Source organism: Micromonospora globbae (assembly GCF_036184225.1).
In the GTDB taxonomy this organism is placed as follows: domain Bacteria; phylum Actinomycetota; class Actinomycetes; order Mycobacteriales; family Micromonosporaceae; genus Micromonospora; species Micromonospora globbae.
The window spans coordinates 4,722,544-4,744,008 of the sequence record NZ_CP108084.1 but is presented as its reverse complement, the minus strand read 5'-3'; the positions used below and the strand labels follow the sequence as shown (position 1 = coordinate 4,744,008).

The 21,465-nt window shown below is 75.2% G+C and carries 20 protein-coding genes; 12 read left to right on the top strand and 8 right to left on the bottom strand.

The annotated features are described in order from the left end of the window. Positions 1 to 70 precede the first annotated feature (70 nt). Genes OG994_RS21265 through OG994_RS21245 form a run of 5 tightly spaced genes read right to left on the bottom strand, consistent with a single transcriptional unit; the run spans position 71 to position 6,803 of the window. Positions 71 to 451: a DUF742 domain-containing protein gene (locus tag OG994_RS21265; protein WP_328850737.1), complete on the bottom strand. Its 381-nt coding sequence runs from the start codon at positions 449 to 451 to the stop codon at positions 71 to 73. Continuing rightward, a complete protein-coding gene (locus OG994_RS21260) occupies positions 429 to 875 on the bottom strand; it encodes a roadblock/LC7 domain-containing protein (RefSeq protein WP_120327502.1) in 447 nt (148 codons plus the stop codon). Before OG994_RS21260 ends, OG994_RS21265 begins: the two co-directional genes overlap by 23 nt. Next, complete coding sequence (locus tag OG994_RS21255) at positions 872 to 2,965, bottom strand: sensor histidine kinase (RefSeq protein ID WP_328850736.1); 2,094 nt, start codon at positions 2,963 to 2,965, stop codon at positions 872 to 874. The genes OG994_RS21260 and OG994_RS21255 overlap by 4 nt, the downstream gene beginning before the upstream one ends. Further along, positions 2,962 to 5,523, bottom strand: a complete 2,562-nt coding sequence (locus OG994_RS21250) for a helix-turn-helix transcriptional regulator (RefSeq protein WP_328850735.1) — start codon at positions 5,521 to 5,523, stop codon at positions 2,962 to 2,964. Before OG994_RS21250 ends, OG994_RS21255 begins: the two co-directional genes overlap by 4 nt. 5 nt (positions 5,524 to 5,528) lie before the next feature. Continuing rightward, complete coding sequence (locus OG994_RS21245) at positions 5,529 to 6,803, bottom strand: Hsp70 family protein (protein ID WP_328850734.1); 1,275 nt, start codon at positions 6,801 to 6,803, stop codon at positions 5,529 to 5,531. Positions 6,804 to 7,091: 288 nt separating this feature from the next. Here OG994_RS21245 and OG994_RS21240 point away from each other — a divergent pair, with 288 nt between their 5' ends. Next, the gene (locus OG994_RS21240) at positions 7,092 to 7,985 is read left to right on the top strand and encodes an IniB N-terminal domain-containing protein (RefSeq protein ID WP_120327506.1); all 894 of its coding nucleotides are present in this window, start codon (positions 7,092 to 7,094) and stop codon (positions 7,983 to 7,985) included. A 109-nt stretch (positions 7,986 to 8,094) separates the two neighbouring features. Next, positions 8,095 to 9,951, top strand: a complete 1,857-nt coding sequence (locus OG994_RS21235) for a dynamin family protein (protein WP_120327507.1) — start codon at positions 8,095 to 8,097, stop codon at positions 9,949 to 9,951. A gap of 1,190 nt (positions 9,952 to 11,141) precedes the next feature. Here OG994_RS21235 and OG994_RS21225 read toward each other — a convergent pair. The 3 genes from OG994_RS21225 to trxA form a co-directional block, all read right to left on the bottom strand. Next, entirely contained in the window at positions 11,142 to 12,236 is a 1,095-nt protein-coding gene (locus OG994_RS21225) for an MFS transporter permease (protein WP_396844936.1), read from the bottom strand. Further along, on the bottom strand, positions 12,233 to 12,673 hold the full coding sequence (locus OG994_RS21220; RefSeq protein ID WP_328850732.1) for a hypothetical protein: 441 nt from the start codon (positions 12,671 to 12,673) through the stop codon (positions 12,233 to 12,235). Before OG994_RS21220 ends, OG994_RS21225 begins: the two co-directional genes overlap by 4 nt. 126 nt (positions 12,674 to 12,799) lie before the next feature. Beyond that, positions 12,800 to 13,162: a thioredoxin gene (gene trxA, locus OG994_RS21215; protein WP_120327510.1), complete on the bottom strand. Its 363-nt coding sequence runs from the start codon at positions 13,160 to 13,162 to the stop codon at positions 12,800 to 12,802. 548 nt (positions 13,163 to 13,710) lie between these two features. On the opposite strand from trxA, the gene OG994_RS21210 reads away from it, so the two are divergent. The 10 genes from OG994_RS21210 to OG994_RS21165 all read left to right on the top strand — a co-directional run bounded on the left by OG994_RS21210 (position 13,711) and on the right by OG994_RS21165 (position 21,464). Beyond that, a complete protein-coding gene (locus tag OG994_RS21210; protein ID WP_120327511.1) occupies positions 13,711 to 14,226 on the top strand; it encodes a MaoC family dehydratase in 516 nt (171 codons plus the stop codon). A gap of 103 nt (positions 14,227 to 14,329) precedes the next feature. Then, entirely contained in the window at positions 14,330 to 14,866 is a 537-nt protein-coding gene (locus tag OG994_RS21205; protein WP_328850731.1) for a hypothetical protein, read from the top strand. A 50-nt stretch (positions 14,867 to 14,916) separates the two neighbouring features. After that, positions 14,917 to 15,540 (top strand): TrmH family RNA methyltransferase, encoded by a 624-nt coding sequence (locus tag OG994_RS21200; RefSeq protein ID WP_120327756.1) that lies wholly within the window; start codon positions 14,917 to 14,919, stop codon positions 15,538 to 15,540. A 206-nt stretch (positions 15,541 to 15,746) separates the two neighbouring features. Beyond that, a complete protein-coding gene (locus OG994_RS21195) occupies positions 15,747 to 16,445 on the top strand; it encodes a DUF6758 family protein (RefSeq protein ID WP_328850730.1) in 699 nt (232 codons plus the stop codon). Positions 16,446 to 16,562: 117 nt separating this feature from the next. Further along, positions 16,563 to 16,721, top strand: coding sequence for a hypothetical protein (locus OG994_RS21190; protein ID WP_192902088.1), 159 nt, complete (start codon positions 16,563 to 16,565; stop codon positions 16,719 to 16,721). A gap of 6 nt (positions 16,722 to 16,727) precedes the next feature. Next, a complete protein-coding gene (locus OG994_RS21185) occupies positions 16,728 to 17,597 on the top strand; it encodes a PH domain-containing protein (protein ID WP_120327513.1) in 870 nt (289 codons plus the stop codon). A 99-nt stretch (positions 17,598 to 17,696) separates the two neighbouring features. Further along, on the top strand, positions 17,697 to 18,533 hold the full coding sequence (locus OG994_RS21180; RefSeq protein WP_328850728.1) for a SigE family RNA polymerase sigma factor: 837 nt from the start codon (positions 17,697 to 17,699) through the stop codon (positions 18,531 to 18,533). Beyond that, positions 18,530 to 19,786, top strand: coding sequence for a hypothetical protein (locus OG994_RS21175; protein WP_240032828.1), 1,257 nt, complete (start codon positions 18,530 to 18,532; stop codon positions 19,784 to 19,786). Before OG994_RS21180 ends, OG994_RS21175 begins: the two co-directional genes overlap by 4 nt. A 150-nt stretch (positions 19,787 to 19,936) precedes the next feature. Further along, positions 19,937 to 20,809, top strand: coding sequence for a PHP domain-containing protein (locus tag OG994_RS21170; protein WP_328850727.1), 873 nt, complete (start codon positions 19,937 to 19,939; stop codon positions 20,807 to 20,809). A 40-nt stretch (positions 20,810 to 20,849) separates the two neighbouring features. Further along, positions 20,850 to 21,464, top strand: coding sequence for a MarC family protein (locus OG994_RS21165; protein ID WP_120327516.1), 615 nt, complete (start codon positions 20,850 to 20,852; stop codon positions 21,462 to 21,464). The last annotated feature ends 1 nt before the right edge of the window (position 21,465 follow it).

The window sequence follows — 21,465 nt, the reverse complement described above, 5'->3', positions numbered from 1 at the left end:
CCTTCCTTCCCCCTTCAGACTCTCCGACCCGGCCGTCGCGGCGGTGGCGCCGTCCCGCCGGGTCGTCGGCTCACAGCGCGCGGAGCCCGGCGAGCAGTTCCTGGAGCAGTTCCTCGGACGGCAGTTCGGCGGGTGTCGGCGGCTCGTGCGTCTCGATGAGGTTGGCCGCCAGCAGGTCGCCGAGGAGCACGCGCACGGTGCCGACCGGCAGGTCCAGATCCGCGCCGATCTCCGCGACCGACAGCGGCTGCCGGCACATCTCGAGGATCGCCGTCTGCTCCGGGAAGAGGCGGCCGGCCGCGGGCGCCGGCCCCCGGGCGACGACCAGCGTGATCAGGTCGAACCGGCCCCGGTCGGGCGCCGCGCGTCCCCCGGTCATGGTGTACGGCCGGACCACCGGCCCGGCGTCGTCGTCGTACCACGCCTCGTCAGCGGCGCCCGTCGGCTGCACCGGTCTCCCCGCCCGTCGCCGTGGAGGCCGGCTCGAGGAACACCGGCAGGTGCCGCTCGGCCTGACCCACGAAGAGCGCCACCTCGTACGCCATGTCGCCGACCTCGGCCTCGGCGCCGATCCGGACCGTGAGGATGGCGCCGTTGCGGGTGGTGGCCACGAAGAGGAACGCCCGGGACATCTGGACGACGATCTGCCGCAGCGCCCCGCCGACGCAGACCCGGGTGGCGGCCGCGCCGAGGGCCTCCAGGCCGGCGACCAGGCTCGACAGTTGGTTGGCGAGGACGGTGTCGACGTCCCGGCTGGCGCCGAGCAACAGCCCGTCGGGCGAGAGCACGACCGCGAACTCGGCGCCGTGCACCCGGTCCACCAGGTCGTTCAGGGCGTCGGTCAGGCCGTCGGCGGTGACCACTGATTGCGTCATGGGCGTCCTCTCGCTGCTCTGGAGACCGGTATCTCGACCGTATCGGCGCCGGCCGTGCCCGATCCTGGCCATGCGGCCCCGGCGTGCCGGGCCCGCACCGGCAGGCCACCGGCGCTGGGCCGCGCCGGAGGGGTGGACCGGGGGCCGCCCGGCCCGGGCGCTGCGCCGTCGGGCCCGGTCGGTGTGACCAGGGCGGTCGGGAGCAGCACGACCGCCGACGTCCCGCCGCGGGGTCCGGGTTGCAACCGGACCCGGGCGCCGCAGCGGGCGGCGAGCAGGGCAGCAGCGTACAGCCCGTGGGGGCCGTTTGGGGGGCATGCCGTCGGCGGATCGGCCAGCATGCGATTGGCCGACTCGGCGGCGGCCGGGTGGAGCCCGGGCCCGTCGTCGCTGACCACGACCGCGCACCCGCCCGCGTGCTGCTCGCCGGCCACCCGTACGGCGGTGCCGGCGGGCGAGAACGCCAGCGCGTTCTCGATCAGCTCGGCGAGCAGGTGGATGACGTCCGTGACCGCCGGACCGGCGAGCGACCACGGCCAGTGCGGGGCGACGAGGACGCGCTGGTAGTCGGCGACCTCGGCGACCGCACCGCGCGCGACGTCGAGCATCGGCACCGACCGTCGCCACCGCCGGGCGGGCCGGGCGCCGGCGAGGGTCACGAGCTTCTCGACGTTGCGCCGCAGGCGGGTCGCGAGGTGGTCGAGCTGGAACAGCTCGGCGGTCTCCTCGGGGCTGTGCTCGCGTCGTTCCATGACGTCGAGCAGGGCCAGTTGCTCGCGCAGGAGCACCTGGTTGCGCTGGGTGAGACGCAGGAACAGGTCCCGCGTGGCCCGCGCGGCGTCGTACGCGTCGCCACCCGCCGGGGCGGAGCGGTGGGGAGCGCCGGGCGCGGGCGGTCCGGTGTGGACGCGGCCGGCGGGATCCGGCCCCGGCACGGCCCGCGGCCCGGCGCCGGTGGCCCGGTCCGGCGCGGCGGTGGTGGCCGGCCCCGGCCCGGTGACGACCCCCAGTTCGGCGGTGCGGTCGGCCGCGGTTGGCGCGAGCCGGCGGGTCGCCCCCGCGTCGGCGTCCGGTAGCCGGCGCAGCACGCGGACCCCGCCGAGGAGCAGCGCCAGCAGCGCGATCGGGCCCAGCCCCAGCACGGCGCCGGCGCGGACGACCACCAGCGCGGCGTCCGGCGCGGCCCGCTCGACACTGTGCCGGGCCGTCGATCGGACCAGGGCGTCCAGCGCCGCGAGAGCCGGCTCGGCCGTCGCCTCCCACTCGGCGGCCGTCGGCCCGTCGTCGCCGGCGCGCAGCAACCGGTCCTCCAGCGACCGCAGCGCGGTGAACAGGGGCTCCTGCGTGAGCCTCCGGTAGTCGTCCTGCTCGGCGGGGGGCAGCGCGGCGGCGGCCTCGCTGCCCGCGTACCGCCGGGTGCTGACCAGGTCGCTCAGGCGGCGCCGCTCGTCGGCGGTGGGCCGCCCGGCGGCGAGAGTGGCGGTGAGCAGGGTGTCCTCCCGGGCGAGCAGCTCCCGGGACCGGGCGAGCGCCACGACGGCACGCGTCTCGGCGGCGAGGGTGCTCTCGCGGGCGCTCCACTCCGGGCCGTACACCGCGAAGGCGGCGTCGATCAGCTGGTCGTACGCCGTGACGGCGTCGGCGCGTCCCGCGTCGGCGTCGGCGCGTAGGGCGGGGAGGCCGTCGAGCTGGAGGAGCAGGCCGGCGGCCCGGTCGCGGACCGCGCCGGCGGTGAGCAGCCGCAGGTCGGTGCCGGTCGCGGCGTCGCGCAGGGCGGCGATCGTACGGTCGGTGCCGTCCCGGGCCCCGCCCAGAGCGGCGCTCGCCGGGGCGACCCCCGCGACCGCCCCGGCGGTGAGGCGGCGTTCGGTCTGCAGGTCGAGGATCAGCCGGTCGGTGGGGTGGCCGAGGGTCTCCGCGAGGGCCCGGACGCGCAGCAGGTCGGTGGCGTCGCGCGCGGCGGCGTACGCGGCGTACGCCCAGAGCGCGAGCAGCACGACCACGGCCGCGGCGAGGAGGCGCCGGAGCCGGGGCACCTCCGCCCCGGCCGGCCCGCTCGCCGGGCCCGGGGTCGGACGGCCCCCGGTCACCGGGCCACCCGCTCGGGCCAGGGTCGGCCGGCCGCCGTGTCCGGCCGGTGGGCCACGATGGTCCGCAGCAGGGCGAGCAGCTCCGCCCGGTTCGCGCAGTTGAGCCGGGAACGCATCCGGGCCACGTGGTGCTCGACCGTCTTCGCCGAGATGAAGAGCCGGTCGCCGATCTCCCGGTAGGTGAGGCCGGCCAGCACCAGCTCGGCCACCTCCCGCTCGCGGTCGCTCAGGCGGTGTGCCGCCGGGGTGGTGAGGGCGTCGGCGACCGGGCCGTCACCGCCGCCCGGCCGCTGCCCCGCCCGGTTTCCGGCGGGCCGGCCCTGGAGCATCCGGGCGCAGTCGAGCAGCGCGGTCATCGCCCGGCGGTCGGAGGTGCGGATGGCGGCCTGCCCGGCGAGCCGGGCGCCGTCCCAGCAGAGTCCCGCGTCGTGCAGCCCGCGCGCGGCGGCCTCCACCCGGACCGGGTCGACCACCCCCCGCAGCACGTCGACCCAGCTCGCGGCGGCCGCGGCGACCACGGCGGCGTACCGGCTGTGCGGCGCCGCGGCGAGCAGGGCGGCCACGTGGTCGTCGGCGACCGCCGGTTCCTCGGTGAGGATCGCCGCGTGCAGGCCGCTCCAGTGCAGGGGCGCGCTCCACAGTGGCGGGTCGCCGAGCCGCGCCAGCAGCGACCGGGCCCGGTGCAGGTGGGGCGCCAGCCGGTCGAGGTCGCCCAGGCGGGCGCCGACGATGGCCAGCTCGCCGAGCGGGAGCAGCGTGAACAGGTCCACGGGATGCCGCACCACGGCCTCCAGCGCGTGTCCCCAGCCCCGCTGGAGAGCGCCGAGGTCGCTGTTGCGGCGGGCGATGCCGAGTTCCAGCGCGGTGGCGAAGAGCAGGTCGCGGGACTCCAGCGGCCGGCCCCGCCCGGTGACGGAGGCGAGCCGGTCGGCGGCGTCGGCCGTACGGCCGCGGACCATCAGGATCCACGCCTGGAGCAGCCGGTGCCGGCGGACCATCAGCGGGCCCCCGATGCCGCTGGCCAGGGCCCGGTCGAGCACCCGGTCGGCGATGTCGAGTTCGCCGCCGTGCACCGCGGTGAGGGCGGCCAGCGCGGCGGGGCTGTCCGGCAGCAGCACGGCCCGCCCGTCCGGTTCGAGCAGCGCCGTCGCCTGGACGAGCGTGGACAGCGCCGCGGTGGGTGCTCCCGTGATGCTGTCCCGTACGCCCTCGGCCATCAGCCGCGCCGCGCTGGCGTGCAGGGTGGGCGGGTCGTCACGGTCGTCCGCGTACGCGCCGGACGCGTCGCCGGGATGCCCGCCGGCCAGCGCGCCGACCGCGGCGAAGGCGGCCGCCGGGGCGGCGCCGGACCACCGGTACAGCTCCACGCTGCGGCCGACCTGGCCGCGATGGGCGAGTGCCGTCGCGGCGACCAGGGCCGCCTCGGCCCGTTCGGTGGGCGCCGCGGAGGCGAGCAGCCGGTCGGCGAGGCGGAGGGCGGCGTCGAGGTCACCGGCGAGGGCCGCGGCGACGGCCTGCCGGGCGGCGACCGGCCGACCGGCGGCAGCCGCGGCGGCGAAGAGCTCCGCGGCGAGGGCCGGCTCGCCGCCGATGGCCTCCTCGGCGGCCGCCTCCAGCGTCCCCGCCGGGCAGTCCGCGGCCACGCCGGCCGCGAGGATGGCGCGTACCAGCGGCAGCACGGGTCCGCCCCGGGCGAGTTGCACCTCGCTGAGCCGTTGCCAGACGGCGGTGCGTTCGGCGGCGGGGCTGAGCGCGGTCACCGCCCGGCGTACCAGCGGCGCGAGCCGCCCGTCCGCGCCGAGCAGGCCGGCGGCCCGGGTGGCCGCGACGAGCGTGTCCACCTCGGACGGTTCGCGACCGAGCAGCGCCGCCAGCAGGTCCAGGGGCAGGGGTACGCCGGCGGCCACCGCGAGCAGGAGCCGCCGGACGTCGGGGGCGAGGTCGTCGAGGTCCGGCCCGAATTCGAGGACGGCCTGCCGGGGCGGCTCGGCGGGAGCGGCGGCGTCCTGGCCGCGCAGGGCGCGGACCAGCCGCTCGACGTCGCGCGGCACCCCGGCCGTCTGGCCGTGCACGAAGTCCACGAGTTCGGCGCGGCGGCCCAGCTCGGGAACGGCGGCGAGGTAGGCGCCGGTCTGCTCGCGGGTGAACGGGGTGAGCAGGATCAGCTGCCCCTCCCGCCGCAGCGCGTCGGCCAGCTCGACGAGCGCGGCCGACCGCGGCCACGGCCGGTAGCCGACGGCGACCCGGTGGCGCCGCCCGGCGACCAGGTGCCGCAGCGTCCGGAGCCGGCGGTCGTCGAGCAGGTGCGCGTCGTCGACCAGCAGCACGGCGTCCGGGTCGGCGGCGTCGGGCAGCTCGGGGACGTCCTCCCGTACCGTCGTCCCGGCCCGCCGGTAGGCCCGCGCCAGCTCCCGGAGGTACGCGCTGCGCCCGTGACCGCCGGGTCCGGTGACCGCGAGCAGGAGCGGGCCGGACGGGTCGGCGGCGACGCCGTCGAGCAGGGCCTGCGGACCGCGGTCCAGCACCAGCCGGTGCCCGGCCGGAGCGGTCGTCGTCATCGTGGTCATCCTTCGCGTCCCCGGCTTCGGGTCAGGGCGAGGCGGGACGGCCTCGGCAGTTCCAGCGGGGTGATCCGGACCGGGGGACGGGGTGGCGGTTCACTGAGGACCGCCCGGTCGTGGTGGGGTCGCCGCTGCCGGGGAACCGCCGGCCCGGCCGGGGGACGGGCATCGCCCGCCGGGACGGGCCGTCGGGAAGGCTCGGGCGGCCGGGGCCGTGGTGAGACCACCTGGCAGGCGGCGAGTGCCGCACCGGTGGCGGCGGTCAGTTGCGGGTCGGGTTCCACCTCCACCGGCACGGGGACGGCGGCGGCGAGCAGTTCGGCCACGAGCGGGATCCGCGTGGAGCCGCCGGCCAGCAGGACGGCGTCGAGGTCCGCGGGGCGCAGCCCGGCGGCGTGCACGGCCCGCAGCAGCAGGTCCACGGTGGCCTGCACGGTGGGCCGGATCATCGCCTCGAACTCCGCCCGGGTGACCGGTACGCGGGCGGGCCCACCCGGCAGCGTGAGCAGCACGTCCGCCTCGGCGTCGACGGTCAGCTCGCGCTTGGCCCGCTCGCACTCGGGCAGCAGCGCGCGCAGGGTGGCGTAGGCGCCCCGCCGCCCCGCGGCGGCGAGGTCGCGGGCCAGTACGCCGCGCACGTGCGCGGCGAGCGCCTCGTCGAAGTCGGCGCCGCCCGTCCCGTCCAGCCCCTGCGGCAGGCCGACGGTGCCGAAGCAGCCGCGCGGGTCGCGCCGGACCAGGGCGGCCTCGAAGCTGTCGCCCCCGAGCGCGTAGACGGCGGCCGTGCTGCCCGCGAACCCCCGGGCCGCGTGGCTCTCGGCGACCGTGACGGTACGCGGCAGCAGCGTGACGGTGGTGAGCCCCAGCTCCCAGAGTGCGCTGTGCAGCAGCTCCCGGCGGTGCCGTCCCCATCCGGCGGGGTGGCTGAGCACCACCGCCTCGGCCGGCTCGCCCTCCCGGTCGAGGACCCGCTCGACGACCCAGGTCGCGAGGACGGCCGTGAGCAGCTGCGGCGGGCACGACTCCCCGGCGAGCAGCAGTGGCACGTCGTCGCCTACCCGCTGCACGAAGCCACGGGCGGTCCGGCTCCCGTCCTCGGTGTCGGGCTCGCCCACCACCAGCGTCCCGTCGGTGCCGAGGTGCAGCACGGACGGCACGGTCGCCGCGCCGGCGTCGAGCGGGACCACCTCGGGGCGGGTCCAACTGCCCCCGCGCCGCCGGGCCAGAGTGGCCGCGGTGGTGGTGTTCCCGATGTCTATCCCCAGGACGTACGGCATGTGCTTTCTTCCTTCGCCGCGAGCCGGCCGGCCGCGGGCCGCGGAATTCCCGCGGGGTGAACGACCCACCCCCGGCGAATCCCCGTGGGCTCCTACGTTCGTACCAGAGAACACTCCTGCGTCGGGACCCTAAATCTGGCCGGCACGGGTCCCCCAGTCCCCCTAACGGACGAGGGGGCGACGGCCCTAACCGCGCGGTGCGGATTGCGGGACGTTCCCCGATGACCGGGGGCGGCCGGGGCCCATAACGTCGCCGTCGACGACGACCGATCCGAGGAGAACCGGCACATGGACCAGACCCTGCACGACTTCGTGCTCAACCTGCTCACGGACCCCGACGCGCGGTCGGCGTTCGACCTCGACCCGGAGGGAGCCCTGCGGGCCGCGGGCCTCACCGACATCACCGCCGCGGACGTGCAGGACGTGGTGCCGCTGGTGGTCGACTACGCACCCGTGCAGGGGCTCGCGCCGGTCGCCCCGGTGGTCTCCGAGGTCGGGGCCGAGCCGCTCGTGACCGACGTGACCGACGTGGTCGGCCAGCTGCAGAGCGTGGCGCAGCAGCTCTCGGTCAGCAGCTCGTACTCCGGTGTGGACGTCAAGGCCGGCGTGCTCGGCGCCATCGCCGTGGACCCCACGGCCGTCGCGGTCGGGGCGACCGTGCTCCCGGGCATCGGGGTGGGCGTCGGGCCGGGCGGCCTCGGCACCGACCTGACCGGGGTGCACGACGTCGCGCACACGCTGGACGCCGACGTGGTGGGGGCCGTGGACTCCGTCGCCGACCCGGCGGTCGGGGACGTGGCCGGGACGGTGGGCAGCCCCACCACGGTGCTCGACGCGACCGACAACGGCCTGCTCGGCACCCCGGACGGCCTGCTCGGCGGGACGCTCTCCGGCACCACGGGCCAGGTGGACGGCCTCGTCGACTCGCTCGGCGTCGACGACACCCTGGGCGGCCTCGGCCTGCACGACGGCGGCACCGGAGTCGTCCCGCCGCTGGACGTCCCGGGGACGGTGGGTGGCGTGACGCACCAGGTAGACGGACTTCTCTCCGGAGTCACCGGCACGGTGGGCAGCGTGACCGGTGACGTGACCGACGGGGTGACCGGCGACGCCGGGGTCCACGGGGACGCCCCCTCGTCCCACGGCGGCGGACTGCTGGGCATCACCGACGGTCTGCTCTGACCGACACCCGGTCGGAGCAGGGAGGCCGGACCGCCGATGGGCGGTCCGGCTCTCTCCTTTTCCGCACCCTCTTGATAATTGAGCCGATATCAGCACACTTGGTGCGGTGATGGCGGGGATCTGGCTGGACGTGCTCGACGAGATCGCCCGCACGTGCCGCGACCACGGGCGCGGCGACCTGCTCCAGGCGGTCCGGCGCAAACGCGCCCAGCTGCTCGACCCGACCCTGCGCGTGCTCGTGGTGGGGGAACCCAACCAGGGCAAGAGCCAGCTCGTCAACGCGATCGTCAACGCCCCGGTCTGCCCGGTGGGCGACGGTCGCACCACCGTCCTGCCGACCGTGGTGCAGCACGCCGACGTCCCCTCGGTGGCGGTGGTCCAGGCTCCGCCGGCCACTCCGGGCCGCTCCGCCGGCGCCGCGCTTCCCGGGGCGGTCGAGCGCACGCCGGTGCCGGTGGACCGGATCGCGGACGGCGTGGCCGGCACGCTCGGCCGCCGTCCGGGCGGCGGACCGGCGTACGTCGAGATCGGACTTCCCCGCGCGCTGCTCGGCGCCGGACTGGTGCTGGTGGACACTCCCGGCAGCGACGAGGTGGGCGCGCCCGGCGCGGCCGCCTCCGTGGCCGCGCTGGCCCGGGCGGACGCGGTGCTGCTCGTCACCGACTCGACCCGGGAACTCTCGGTGGCCGAGCTGAACGTGCTGCTGCACGTCACCCGCTCGCACCCGAACGTGGCCGTCGTGCAGACCAAGATCGACCTGGTGTCGGACTGGCGCGCGGTGGCCGAGCGCAACCGTCGCCACCTGGCCGAGGCCGGCGTGCCGGCGGCGCTGATCCCGGTCTCAGCGGCACTCCGGCTGCGCGCCGCCGCCACCGACGACCGGACCCTCAACGCCGAGTCGGGCTTCCCCGCGTTGATCGCCCGGCTCCAGCGGGACCTGGCCGGCAAGTCCGACGTGCTGGCCCGCGCGGCCGTCGGGTTGACCGCCCGCACGGTGGTCGAGCAGCTCGCGGCGCCGCTGCGCGCGGAGCTGGAGAGCCAGCGGGTCGAGGAGCAGTCCGGGCCGATGGCCCGGCTGCACGCGGCGCAGCGGGAGGTCGAGGAGCTGCGCCGCTGTTCCGTCCGGTGGCAGAACACGCTCAACGACGAGATGGCCGACCTGCTGTCCGACCTGGAGTACGACCTCCGTGACCGGACGCGGCAGATCCTGCGCGAGGTCGACGAGGCGTTCGACTCGGCCGATCCGCTGGTGGCCTGGGACGCCTTCCAGGAGTGGCTGGCGCGCAGCCTCACCGAGGCGGCCGAGGCCAACCACGAGTGGCTGGTGCAGCGGTGCGACTTCGTGGCCCGCCGGGTGGCCGCCAACTTCGCCCGGTACGGGTACGACGTGCTGCCGCCCTGGTCGCTGACCGTGCCGGAGGACCTGGCGGACCGGCTGCCGGAGATGGAACGGCCGACGATCGACCGGTTCACCGCCAGCCAGAAGGTGATCACCGGTATGAAGGGCTCCTACGGCGGCCTGCTGATGTTCGGCCTGGCGCTGACGCTGGCCGGCATGCCGATGATCAACCCGGTGTCGATCGGCGCGGGCGCGCTCTTCGGCGGCAAGAGCATCCGCGACGAGAGCCGGCAGTTGCTGCGCCGCCGGCAGGCCACGGTGAAGACGGCGGTGCAGCGCCACGTCGACGACTTCTTCGTCCGCGTCGTGAAGGACTGCCGCGACGCCGCCCGACAGGTCCAGCGGATGCTGCGGGACCACTTCGCCGCGCTCACCGACGAGTTGCAGGAGGGGATCATCCAGTCGCTGCGGACGGCCAAGCAGGCGGCGGACAGCGACGCGGCCGCCCGCGACCAGCGCCAGCGCGAGATCAAGCTGAAGATGACCCGGCTCGCGGCCCTCTACGAGCAGGCCCAGCAACTCACCGCGGGCCGCCCCGCGGCCGTGCCGCTGGAGCCGCGCGCATGACCGTCGGCCTGCGCCTCGACGAGGCCGTGTGGGGGCTGCTGCACCGGGCGCTGGAGCTGTACCGGGACGACGCCCGGGCCACCGGGCACCTCCGGCACCAGCTCGCCCGGCTGGAGCAGCCGCTGCGCGTGGCCGTCGCCGGCCCGTGGCGCGCCGGTAAGTCGACGCTGCTCAACGCGCTGCTCGGCGAGGAGGTCGCGCCGGTCGTCGGCGCCGACGGCAGCGGCGTCTTCACCTGGTACGAGGACGGCCCGCAACCGCGGGCGACCGCGTACTCGGCGGGTCATCCGCCGCAGGAGCTGGCGATGGCGAAGTCCGCCACCGGGTTACGGGTGGACCTCGTCGGCTGGCGGACCGGCGAGCTGCGCGACATCGTGGTGCGCTGGCCGACCCGGGCGCTGCGCCAGGTGACGCTCGTCGACACGCCGGCGGTCGCCGGACCGGGCGAGCAGGGCCGGTCGCCGGTGATGGAGCGGGTGTTCCGGGACGCGGACGCGGTGCTCTACCTGACCCGGGACGGCCGTGGCAGCGACCTGCGGGCGCTGGAGTCGGGCCGGGAGAGCCTGGTCGGTCAGGCCGCCCCGGTGAACGCGATCATGGTGCTCTCCCGGACCGACGAGACCGGGGGCGGAAAGATCGACGCGCTGCTCACCGCCCGGCAGCTCGCCCGCCGCCAGTCCCGCGACCCGCTGGTCACCGCCACCTGCGTCACGGCGGTGGCGTGCAGCGGGCTCATCGGGCTGGCCGGACGGGTGCTCAGCGAGGCGGACCACGCGGCGCTCGCCCGGCTGGCCGCGGTGCCCCGACCGGAGCTGGAGGTCCACCTGCTCTCGGCCGACCGGTTCCTGCGCGGCGAGCTGCCCGTCGACGCGCAGGTACGCGCCGGGCTGCTGGACCGCCTCGGGCTGTTCGGCGTACGCCTGGCGACCACGCTGGTGCGCACCAGCTGCGACACCCGGGCGGCGCTGTCGGCCGAGCTGATCCGCCGCAGCGGCCTGACCGAGCTGCGCGAGTCGGTGAACCGGTTCTTCGTCGACCGGCGGGAGACCCTCAAGTCCCGCTCCGCGCTGGCCGCCGTGGAGGCGCTGCTGCGGGCCGACCCCAGCCCCGGTGCCGCCGAGCTGCTCGGCGCCGTCGAGCGGATCCTCGCCGGCGCGCACGAGTTCCGCGAGCTGCGGCTGCTCGCCGCGCTACGCGACACCCGGCTCGGGTTCGACGCCGACGTCGCCGCGGAGGCGCGGCGGCTGGTCGGCGGCGACGGGGTCGGCCTGGCCGCCCGGCTCGGCGTCGAGCACGACGCCAGTGCGCAGCGGCTCTGGGAGGTCGCCGCCGACGCCCAGTGGCGCTGGCGGGACCGGGCCGAGGACCCGCTCCTCCGGCTGGCCCAGCGGCGCGGGGCGCAGGTCGTCGTCCGCAGCTGTGAGGGGATGCTCGCCGAGCTGGCCGAGGGCGGCCGGTGATCCGCCCCGCCGGAGCCGGCGCAGCCAGTGGATCGGACGGACCCGCTCCAGCGGCAGGAAGCTCGTCATCGCCGCCAGGTGCGGGGCGAACGAGATGGTGATGGTCGCGAACGTCACCACGTGGAACGAGTAGAAGAAGCCGACCGTGGCGAGCCGCCAGCGTTCGGGCAGCAGGAAGACCAGCGGGCTCGCCAGCTCGAACGCGATGATCCCGAACTGCGCGACGATCAGCAGGTAGGGCACCTGCGCGATGAGGTCCGCCAGTTCGGTGCCGCGCCGGATGATCGCCCGGGCGAGCACCGAGCCGGTCAGCCAGTCCAGGCCGCCGAAGCGGAACTTCGCCCACGCCGCCAGGAAGTACGTGCAGACCACGGCGATCTGGGTGACCCGCAGGGCCCAGCCGCCCGCCTCGGTCCGGGTGTCGTCGCCGTGCCGGGCCCGCCCGGCGGTCGGCAGCACCGCGAGCGCGACGAGCAGGCCGAACCGGTCGTGGTCGACCTTGCCGTAGCTCATCGCGATGATCATCCACTCGAGGTAGAGCGCGAAGACCGACCAGCCGAGCAGCCGGGGAGCCCGTCCGGTGGCGGCCAGCAGCGCGAGCGCCAGCAGCGCCCAGAAGATCACCCCGACGAGCGCCGGGGTCGGTGTCGGCAGGGGCAGCAGCCGGCCGACGAGCAGCGGTTGGTAGAGCTCGCCCGGCACGCTGACCCGGGTGCGCACCCACGGGGTGAAGACCACCAGGTCGGCCGCGACGAAGAGGTAGATCAGGGTGCGGAAGGCCGCCACCCGCCCACGGGGCACCGGCTCGGTCAACCAGCGGATCACGCGGCTGCCCGCCAGCTCACCACGGTCTCGTCGGTGTACCGGCCGGTCGGGCGCCCGTCCTCGATGCCGAACCAGCGGATGACGATGCGGACCTCGACGATGCCGGGGGCGTCCGGGTGCCGCTCGGCGTACGCCTCGGCCACCTCGGCGAGGCGGTCGGGGTCGGCCACGTACCGGCTCTGCTGGCCCTCGATCTCGGCCCGGCGGATGCCGGTGGCCTCCTCACCGAGGCTCACCACGGCGCCGGTGTGGTCCACCCCCTCGACGCGGGTGTCCGGCGCGGGCGCGTTTGGCGGGTTCGAGGTCGCGTACATCCGGAACGGGCCGAACGGGAAGTCGTCGTCGCTGCCCCAGAGGGTGCCGGCGATCAGGACGGCGAGGCCGAGCGCCGTCGCGCCGACCCGGGCCGCGCGTCCCCGGCTGGTCAAGGTCTCCATCGGATCGTGACCATACGGGATGGAACGCCGGGCCCGGTTCCCTCCGACGGCCGACGTCCCCCGTCCGGTACGCCGACGGCCGGGCCCCGAGGGGCCCGGCCGTCCACCGTGCGTGTCTGTCGTCGGTCAGTGCTTGTGCTCGGCGAGCTGCCTGCGGACGTCCTCCATGTCCAGCGCCTCGACCTGCTCGATCAGGTTCTCCAGCGCGGACTCCGGGAGGGCGCCGGGCTGCGCGAAGACGATCACGCCGTCCCGGATCGCCATGATGGTCGGGATGGACCGGATGTCGAACTTGGCGCCCAGCTCCTGCTGCGCCTCGGTGTCGACCTTGCCGAAGACGATGTCCGGGTGCTTCTCGGACGAGCGCTCGTAGATCGGGGCGAACCGCTTGCACGGGCCACACCAGTCGGCCCAGAAGTCGACCAGGACGATGCCGTCCTTGCCGGTCACCTCGTCAAAGTTCGCCGTGGTCAGCTCGACCGTTGCCATTGCTCTCTCCGATCAGCGCGGATTACCTACGACCCCTAGAACCAGGCTTGACCGCAACGCATTCCCGTCGCGGCGTCGCCCAAACGCCTCAGCCGGAGTATGACGGCGACCGCCGGTCATCGACCCGTGTCTGTGCGGTGTGGGTGTGCGGAGCGCAAGTGCATGTCGCAGTTGCGTGACGGGACGTGATGGGAGCGTTTCCAAGGAGATCCACGTGATCGATCGTCACGGATTGGCAATTTGGGGATTGACAAGGGGTGACTGCGCGTGCAGAGATCGCCTGTGCGCCTACCTTCGACTACGGATAGTAGTGTTACGAAAGAATAAATGTGACCTGGCTCTCTGTTCCAGTCGGACGCGCGTACGGCAGAATCTTCCGCATCAGAGCGTGGGCGGCGGGTGCCGGGGAGGGCCCCGCCGCTCATTGCGTCTACGGCCGGGTGTGGCCGGTGTGACATTTCCGCCGGACCCCCGCCCTGCCCTTCGCCTTAGCAATCGATAAGGCATGCTGTGCCGAACTCCATCGCCGCCCGTCGAAGGGGACCAGGATGCAGTTCGGCCGTTACTACGAGGAGTTCGAGGTCGGGGCGGTCTACCGGCACTGGCCGGGCAAGACCGTCACCGAGTACGACGACCACCTGTTCTGCCTGCTCACCATGAACCACCACCCGCTGCACATGGACGCCCACTACGCGGAGTCGGCCACCCAGTTCAAGCGGAACGTCGTGGTCGGCAACTACATCTACTCGCTGCTGCTGGGCATGTCCGTCCCCGACGTCAGCGGCAAGGCGATCGCCAACCTGGAGGTCGAGTCCCTCCGGCACGTCGCACCCACCTTCCACGGCGACACGATCTACGGCGAGACGACGGTGCTGGACAAGCGGGAGTCCGCCTCGAAACCCGACCGGGGCGTCGTATCGGTGGAGACCCGCGGCTACAACCAGGACGGCACGCTGGTCTGCGTCTTCCGGCGCAAGGTGATGGTCCCCAAGCGGGAGTACGCGACCAGTGGCGTGCCCGAGGGCGTGGACCCGGAGCGGCCCAGCTTCCCCGAGCCGCGCTGACCGTCCCCCGGCCGCGGCGACTCGACGGCCCCTCCCCGACGTTCTCGACGGCCCCTTCCCGACGTTCTGGTGGGGAAGGGGCCCTTTTCGTGATCCGGGGCATATGCTGACGCCGGAGGTCCCCATGAGCCACTCCGTCGCCGGAGAGCCGCCCTCTGCCGGACGCCGCGCCACACCGCTGACCACCGCCGTCTACTCCGCCGCCGAGTGGGATCTGCTCACCGGCCTGCCCGGGCGGGTCATCGTGGCCGCCACCGCGCCCGGTCCCGGGCGGCCCCGTCGCGGCGTCGCCGAAGGGCTCGCCGGTCTGGAGGCGGTGGCCGCGGGTCGCTCCTTCGACAGCGACCTGGTCCGTGCGGTGGTCACCGCGATCTACGCCCGGCACGACGGGCAGCCGGTGCCCGCCGCGGACGGCACCGACCTGGTCGACCTGCTCGCCGCCTGCCGGGCGGTGGTCCGGTTGCTCGACCGCCGGGCCGACCCCGCCGACTCGGCGGCGTACCGCCAGTGGGTGCAGTCCGTCGCGGCCCGCGTGTGCCGGGCGGTGCCTCCTGGCGTGTTTCGGCCGACGGGCGAGCCCCTGTCGCCGGCCGACCGCCGCTTCCTCGACCGGATCGGCGACGCGCTGGGCCTGCGCTGAACCGGCCCGGGGTCCGGACGGCGCCGGGTGGGCCGTACGCTCTGGTGACCGTGACCGGTGACCAGCTCGACGTCGGCGTCGGCCCCTGGCCGGGCGAGCCGCCCGCCGACCCCCGATACGATCCCGAGCTGCTCGCCGCCGGGGACCGCCGCAACGTGGTCGACCGCTACCGCTACTGGCGCCGCGAGGCGATCGTCGACGACCTGGACCGCCGCCGGCACGACTTCCACGTGGCGATCGAGAACTGGCAGCACGACTTCAACATCGGCACGGTGGTCCGCAACGCCAACGCCTTCCTCGCCGCCGAGGTGCACATCGTCGGGCGGCGGCGGTGGAACCGGCGCGGCGCCATGGTGACCGACCGCTACCAGCACGTCCGGCACCACGAGACGATCGAGGAGTTCGTGGCGTGGGCGGCCGACCGGGACCTGCCGGTCGTGGGCATCGACAACCTGCCCGGCTCGCGTCCGCTGGAGACCGCCACGCTCCCGCGGCGGTGCGTGCTCCTGTTCGGGCAGGAGGGGCCGGGTCTCTCCGAGCCGGCGCGGGTGGCCTGCGCACACGTCTACTCCATCGCCCAGTACGGCTCCACCCGTTCGATCAACGCCGGCGTGGCCAGCGGCATCGCCATGCACACCTGGATACGGACGCACGCCGGTCCGCCTCCGGACTGACCGCGCCCGCTCCCGGCCGGCCCCCGGTCGGCGGCACGCCCGCTGGTCGCGGTCACCGACCGGGTCGACCGGCCGTGGTCGCGGGGAACACGCGTCCGCCACGCCCACGGTCGGGTGACCCCACCGCGTGTCGCCGTGCCTCGCCGCTTCGGCGGATCTGGCCGCTTCCGCTTGACGCCCCCGCACCGCGGGGTGACGGTGGAGAGGTGAGTGTCGCGGTGAGCTGTCCCCGATGCGGTGGGCCGGTCCGGCCACCCGACCTCATGCACTCCGAGTCACGGTGCGCCCGGTGCGGCCCGGTGGCGCCCCTGCACGTGCCGGAGCACATCGGACCGGAGATCGTGGCCAGTGTGGTCGACCGGATCGTGGGCGCCGCCGGTCCGTCCGGGCGCGCGGCCGCGCCGCTGTGGTGCCCGTGGCCGCTGCCGCCGGGCTGGACCATGACGGGGGTGGCGTACGCGGGGGACGACCGCACCGGCGTGCGCGCCACGGCGGTCGCCTGCGCCGGTCCCGCCCCGCTCGGCGGCGGCCCGGCCGACCTGGTCTTCGTCGCCGAGGAGCCGGGCGTCGGGCTGGGGACGCGGTTCGCCGGGTTGAGCGGGCCGGACCCGGGGCCGCAGCTCGCGGAGGCGTTGACCGATCCCGGACCCGGCCACCCGGGGCACGTCGGACAGGCCCGGATCCGGGCGGGCGGCCACCCGACTCCACTGTGGCTGGTGCACTCCCGGGCGGATCGAAGCGCGTACGCGGGCGAGGCTCGGGGAATGTGGCTGCATGCGATAGCCTGGCCGGCGAGCGCGGGGCATCTGCTCGCGGAGGACGTGGTGCTGCACGACCTGACCGAGTGGACTCCCCCCGAACTCGTGTACGGCGCACCGTCTCCGTACCTGCACGGGAGGGCTTGACAAGCCCGCCCGGAATGACGGAGAACGGACGCAGATATTCACTGTACGACACCGCACTGATACTCTGGGTGCCGCTGCGGTAATGGGACCCGGCGCCGCGCGAGAGGATGGCCCGCCATGGTCAAGAAGGTCCTCACCTGGGCCGGTATCGCATTCTTGATCTTCTTCGTCGCCTACCGGCCGAACTCCGCCGCGGACGTGTTCAAGTCCCTGGGCGGCGGGATCATGGACATCGCCGAGGGCTTCGGCGACTTCTTCACCAGCCTGGTGGCCTGATCGCCGATGGGTAGCCCCTCCGGTCCGCCCTTCGACCCCGACGACCCGGATCGGGAGCGTCGGGAACGCGACACGGAGCCGATTCCCCGGGTTCCCCCGGACGAGGGGCCCGGCTACGGCTCCGGCCCCGGGCTCTCCGACGGTCCGTCCTTTTCGGACGACGCCGGTTACGGCGACGGTCCCGGCTACGCCGGGGAGGGCCGCTCCGGTCGTGCCTGGATCCGCGACCCCGAGGCCGGCTACCCGCCCATCTCCGAGGAGGAGTTGGCCGGGCTGCGCGCCGACGCGGCCGGCAACACACCCCGCCGGGTCCTGCCACTCGAGGACGAGCCCAGCTCCCTGGTCGCCCGCTACCTGTTCCCCACGGAGCGTTACCGGGGCGAGTGGAAGCGCCACTGGATCCACCTCGCGACCCCGATCATCGTCGGGATCGCGGCCACGTTCGTGCTCGGCTACCTCTCCGGGTTCCTCGCCGGCCAGGACGTGGGCGCCCTCACCACGGTCGCGGTGCTGCTCTGGTTCGCCGTCATGGGCTGGGTGGCCTGGCGGGTCGCCGACTGGTGGTACGACAGGTTCATCCTGACCAACAAACGGGTGATGGTCGTCAACGGGATCATCACCCGCCGGGTGGCCATGATGCCGCTCGTCCGGGTCACCGACATGAAGTACGAGCAGACGCCGACCGGTCGCGCCCTGAACTACGGCACGTTCGTGCTGGAGTCCGCCGGCCAGGAGCAGGCGCTGCGCGAGATCAAGAATCTGCCCAACCCCAACGAGCTCTACCTGCGTGTGGTCGAGGAGATGTACGAGCCGCAGGCGGTCGAGGCCCGGTTGGGCAAGGAGGCGGACGAGGCCAAGGCCGACGACGGGGCCTGACACTTTCGCCCGAACATAGGATGAACTGCGTACCTTCCGGCCTCGACCCGGCCACCTCCGCCATGGCAGCCTGGACGGCCGAGGTTGTGGAGGTGTGCGGTGGCGAACAGGGATCCGCTGGAGGAGGAGTTCCGCGAGTTCGTCGCGGGCCGCTCCGCGGCCCTGCTGCGCACCGCGTACCTCCTCGCCGGTGACTGGGCCACCGCCGAGGACCTGCTCCAGACCACGTTGACGAAGACGTACCTCGCCTGGCGGCGGCTCGGCGGCATCGAGGCGGTCGAGCCGTACGCCCGGCGGGTCCTCGTGAACACGGCGACGAGCTGGTGGCGGCGGCGCTGGCACGGTGAGCGGCCCACGGAGGTGCTCCCGGAGCGGGCGGGCGCCGACGAACTCGAACGCCAGCTCGACCGGGACCTGCTGTGGCGGCACCTGAGCGCCCTGCCCACCCGGCAGCGTGCGGTCCTGGTCCTGCGCTTCTACGAGGACATGTCGGAGGCGCAGACCGCCGCGCTGCTCGGCATCTCGACGGGAACGGTGAAGAGCCAGACGGCGCGGGCCCTCACCACGCTGCGCCGCCGCATGGGCGCCGCGCTCGACCTGCCCCACGAGGGGACCGCTACGCCGGCGGGGACGGACCGGGCACTGCGTGCCGCCGTGCCGCGGGCCGCCGGGACGACGGTGCCCGCGTCGCGGGAGCCGACCGTGACGGCCGCCGGGACCGAGGCGCCGACGAGCCGTCCCGGCACCCGCGCGGGCGCCCGCCCCGCCGCCGGGATCCGCCGGGAGCGCGCCGGCACGGAAGCCCTGCGGCCCGCCGCGGCCCGCGCGCCCGAGCCGGCCGAGGGTCCGCCCTCCGCGCCACCGGACCGGGACGCCGTGCCCGCCACCGTGCTCCCCGGCACCCCCGCACCGGCCGTCGCCGGAGACCAGCGATGACCATGGCAGGACATGACAACCGGAACGGCGCCCCGGCGCGTCCATTCGACGTGACGCAGGACGAGCTGGAACGGGCGGTGCGGGAGACGTTCGCCCAGCGTGCCGCCGTGCCCCGGCCGCTCACCGCCGACCCGGCCGGCGTGGCGATCCGCCGCGCCCGGCGGATCCAGCGTCAGCGCACCCTGGCCGGGCTGGCCCTGGCCGCCGTCGCGACCGTGGGGGTCAGCACGGGCGTGGCGCAGCTCGGCGACGGGTCGCGTACGCAGCAACGGCCCACCGTCGTCCTCGGCGACCCGTCGAACCTGGCCCGCCCGGAGCCGCTGCCCTCGGGCACCGGGCCGGCCGTCGGCCCGTCGGTCGCGGGCACCGACCTGCTCGTCGGGAACACGATCATCGCCTCGAACGGCCGGCGGGTGACGCTGGCCGCGCTGGGCCCGGCGGAGCGGGTCCAGCGGCTCCCGGAGGACGACGGCTGGCTGGTCACGGGCGTGCCCACCGCCGCCGGCCGGACGCTCTGGGCGGTCAGCCCCGACGGAGCCGCGCAGGTGCTGCTGGCCGGCGCGGACGTGATCACGGTGGCGGCGGACGGCCGGCAGGTCGCCTGGCGCGACAACGAGGAGATCGTGGCCGCCGGTCTCGTGAGCCGCGAGCTCATCGCGCCGGTACGCACCCCCGCACCCGCCACCGCGGCGCCGGTGGGCTTCGTCGGCAACGCCGTGCTGGTCCGCCTCGACCGGGACCGGCCCGGCCACGTCCTGTGGCATCCGGCCGCCGGACCGGTCTCGGCCGGCCCGGACCGGAGGACCCTGGCCGTCTACGGCGCCCTGCCCGACGGCCGGCTCGTCGGTCAGGTGACCGGCAGCGGTCGTGCCGGCTGTCTCGCCCTTCTCGACCCGAGCAACGGGTTCGCCCCCACCGACAGCGCCTGCGGCGCGGCGGTCAGCGGTGACGGGCTCGGCGCCATCTCGCCGGACGGGCGGTGGCTGGTGGTGAACGGGCGGGCGGACGGCAGCGACGCCGCGCTGCTGGTCGACCTGTCCCGGTTCGGCGCCACCGTGCCGGTCCACCCCGCCGGGCCGCCCCTGACCGGGGCCGTGGCGTGGAGTTCGGCCGACGAGGCGGCGTACGTCGACGGATCGGGCCAGCTCGTGCGGCTCCGGGTCGAGCGGGTGGTGGCCGGGGAGCGGGCCACGCCGGAGCCGGTGCCCGGAACCGACGGGTCGAACCGGCCCGTGGTGGTGGTCCGCTCCTGACCGGAGCGGTCCGTGCGGGGCGGGGTCGCCGGCAGGGTGGCCCGCTCCTGATCCCCAACGGCCCCGCGTCGGGCAGGGTCGGCGGACCCGTGGGGCCGTCCCCTCGTGGTGGGTGACGGCTCCGGACTCCGTCCGGGTTAGCGTCGGACCATGACCTCCCGCACCGGGCCGCAGATCGACCTGCACGCCCACTCCACCGCGAGTGACGGCACCCTCAGCCCGGCCGAGCTGGTTCGGGCGGCCGCCGACGCGGGACTCGACGTCGTGGCGATCACGGACCACGACACCACCGCGGGCTGGGCCCCCGCGGTGGCCGCGCTGCCGCCGGGGCTGCGCCTGGTGCGTGGCGCCGAACTCTCCTGTCGCTGGTTCGGCGCGGACCCGCCGGTGCCGCTTCACCTCCTGGCGTACCTCTTCGACCCGGCCCATCCCGAACTCGTCGCCGAACTCGCCCGGGTGCGGGCGGCCCGGGAGGCGCGCGGGGAGCGGATCGTGGATCTGCTGCGGGCCGACGGCGTCGACATCAGCTGGTCGGAGATCCTCACGGCCGCGGGCGGCGGCACCGTGGGCCGGCCGCACATCGCACAGGCCCTGATCCGCGCCGGCCTCGTGGCCAGCACCAGCGAGGCGTTCGGGCCGGACTGGCTCGGCGAGCGCTACCGGCTGCCGAAGGAGGACATCGACGTATTCCACGCGGTCCGGCTCGTCCGCGCCGCGGGCGGCGTCCCGGTCTTCGCGCACCCTCGCGCCAGCCGGCGGGGCCGGGTCGTGCCCGACGAACTGATCGTCGAGCTGGCCGCGGCCGGCCTCGCCGGCCTGGAGGCCGACCACGAGGACCACTCGCCGGAGGAACGGCAGCACGTCCGCGCCCTCGCCGCCGACCTCGGTCTGCTGGTCACCGGCTCGTCCGACTTCCACGGCACGCACAAGACCGTCCGGCTCGGCGCGTTCACCACCCACCCCGAGGCGTACGAGCGGATCGTCGCCGAGGCGAGCGGAGTGACGGGGATCGCGTCGGGCTGATCCGCGGATCGCCCTCCGGCGCCGCCGCTACCTTGATCGGGTGGATGTGAAGCTTCTCGGTGAGGTCTTCGTGACCCTGCTGGTGATCACCGATCCGCCGGGCATGATGCCGATCTTCCTCGCGCTGACCGGGCCGCTGCCGGCGCGGGACCGCAACCGGGCCGCCTCGCAGGCCGTGGCGCTGGCGTTCGGCGTGATCGTGGTCTTCGCGGTGGCCGGCCAGACCCTCCTCGACTACCTGCACGTCGACCTGCCGGCGCTCCAGGCGGCCGGCGGTCTCCTCCTGGTGCTCGTGGCGCTCGAACTGCTCACCGGCAAGGGTGACGAGCCGAGCGGCCAGTCCACCACGAACGTCGCGCTGGTGCCGCTCGGTACGCCGCTGCTGGCCGGCCCCGGCGCGATCGTGGCGACCATGCTCTTCGTGCAACGGGCCGAGGGCGCGAGCGACTACGCCGCCATCGCCGCGGGCATCGTCGCCGTGATGATCGCCGTCTGGATCGTGCTCCGGTTCTCGGGTGTGATCGTCCGGGTCCTGCGGCCGGGCGGAATCGAGGTGCTCACGCGGATCGCGGGCCTGCTGCTGGCGGCCATCGCGGTGCAGCTCATCGCGGACGCGGTGGCGGCGTTCGTCCAGCACTACATCGCCGTCACCTGAG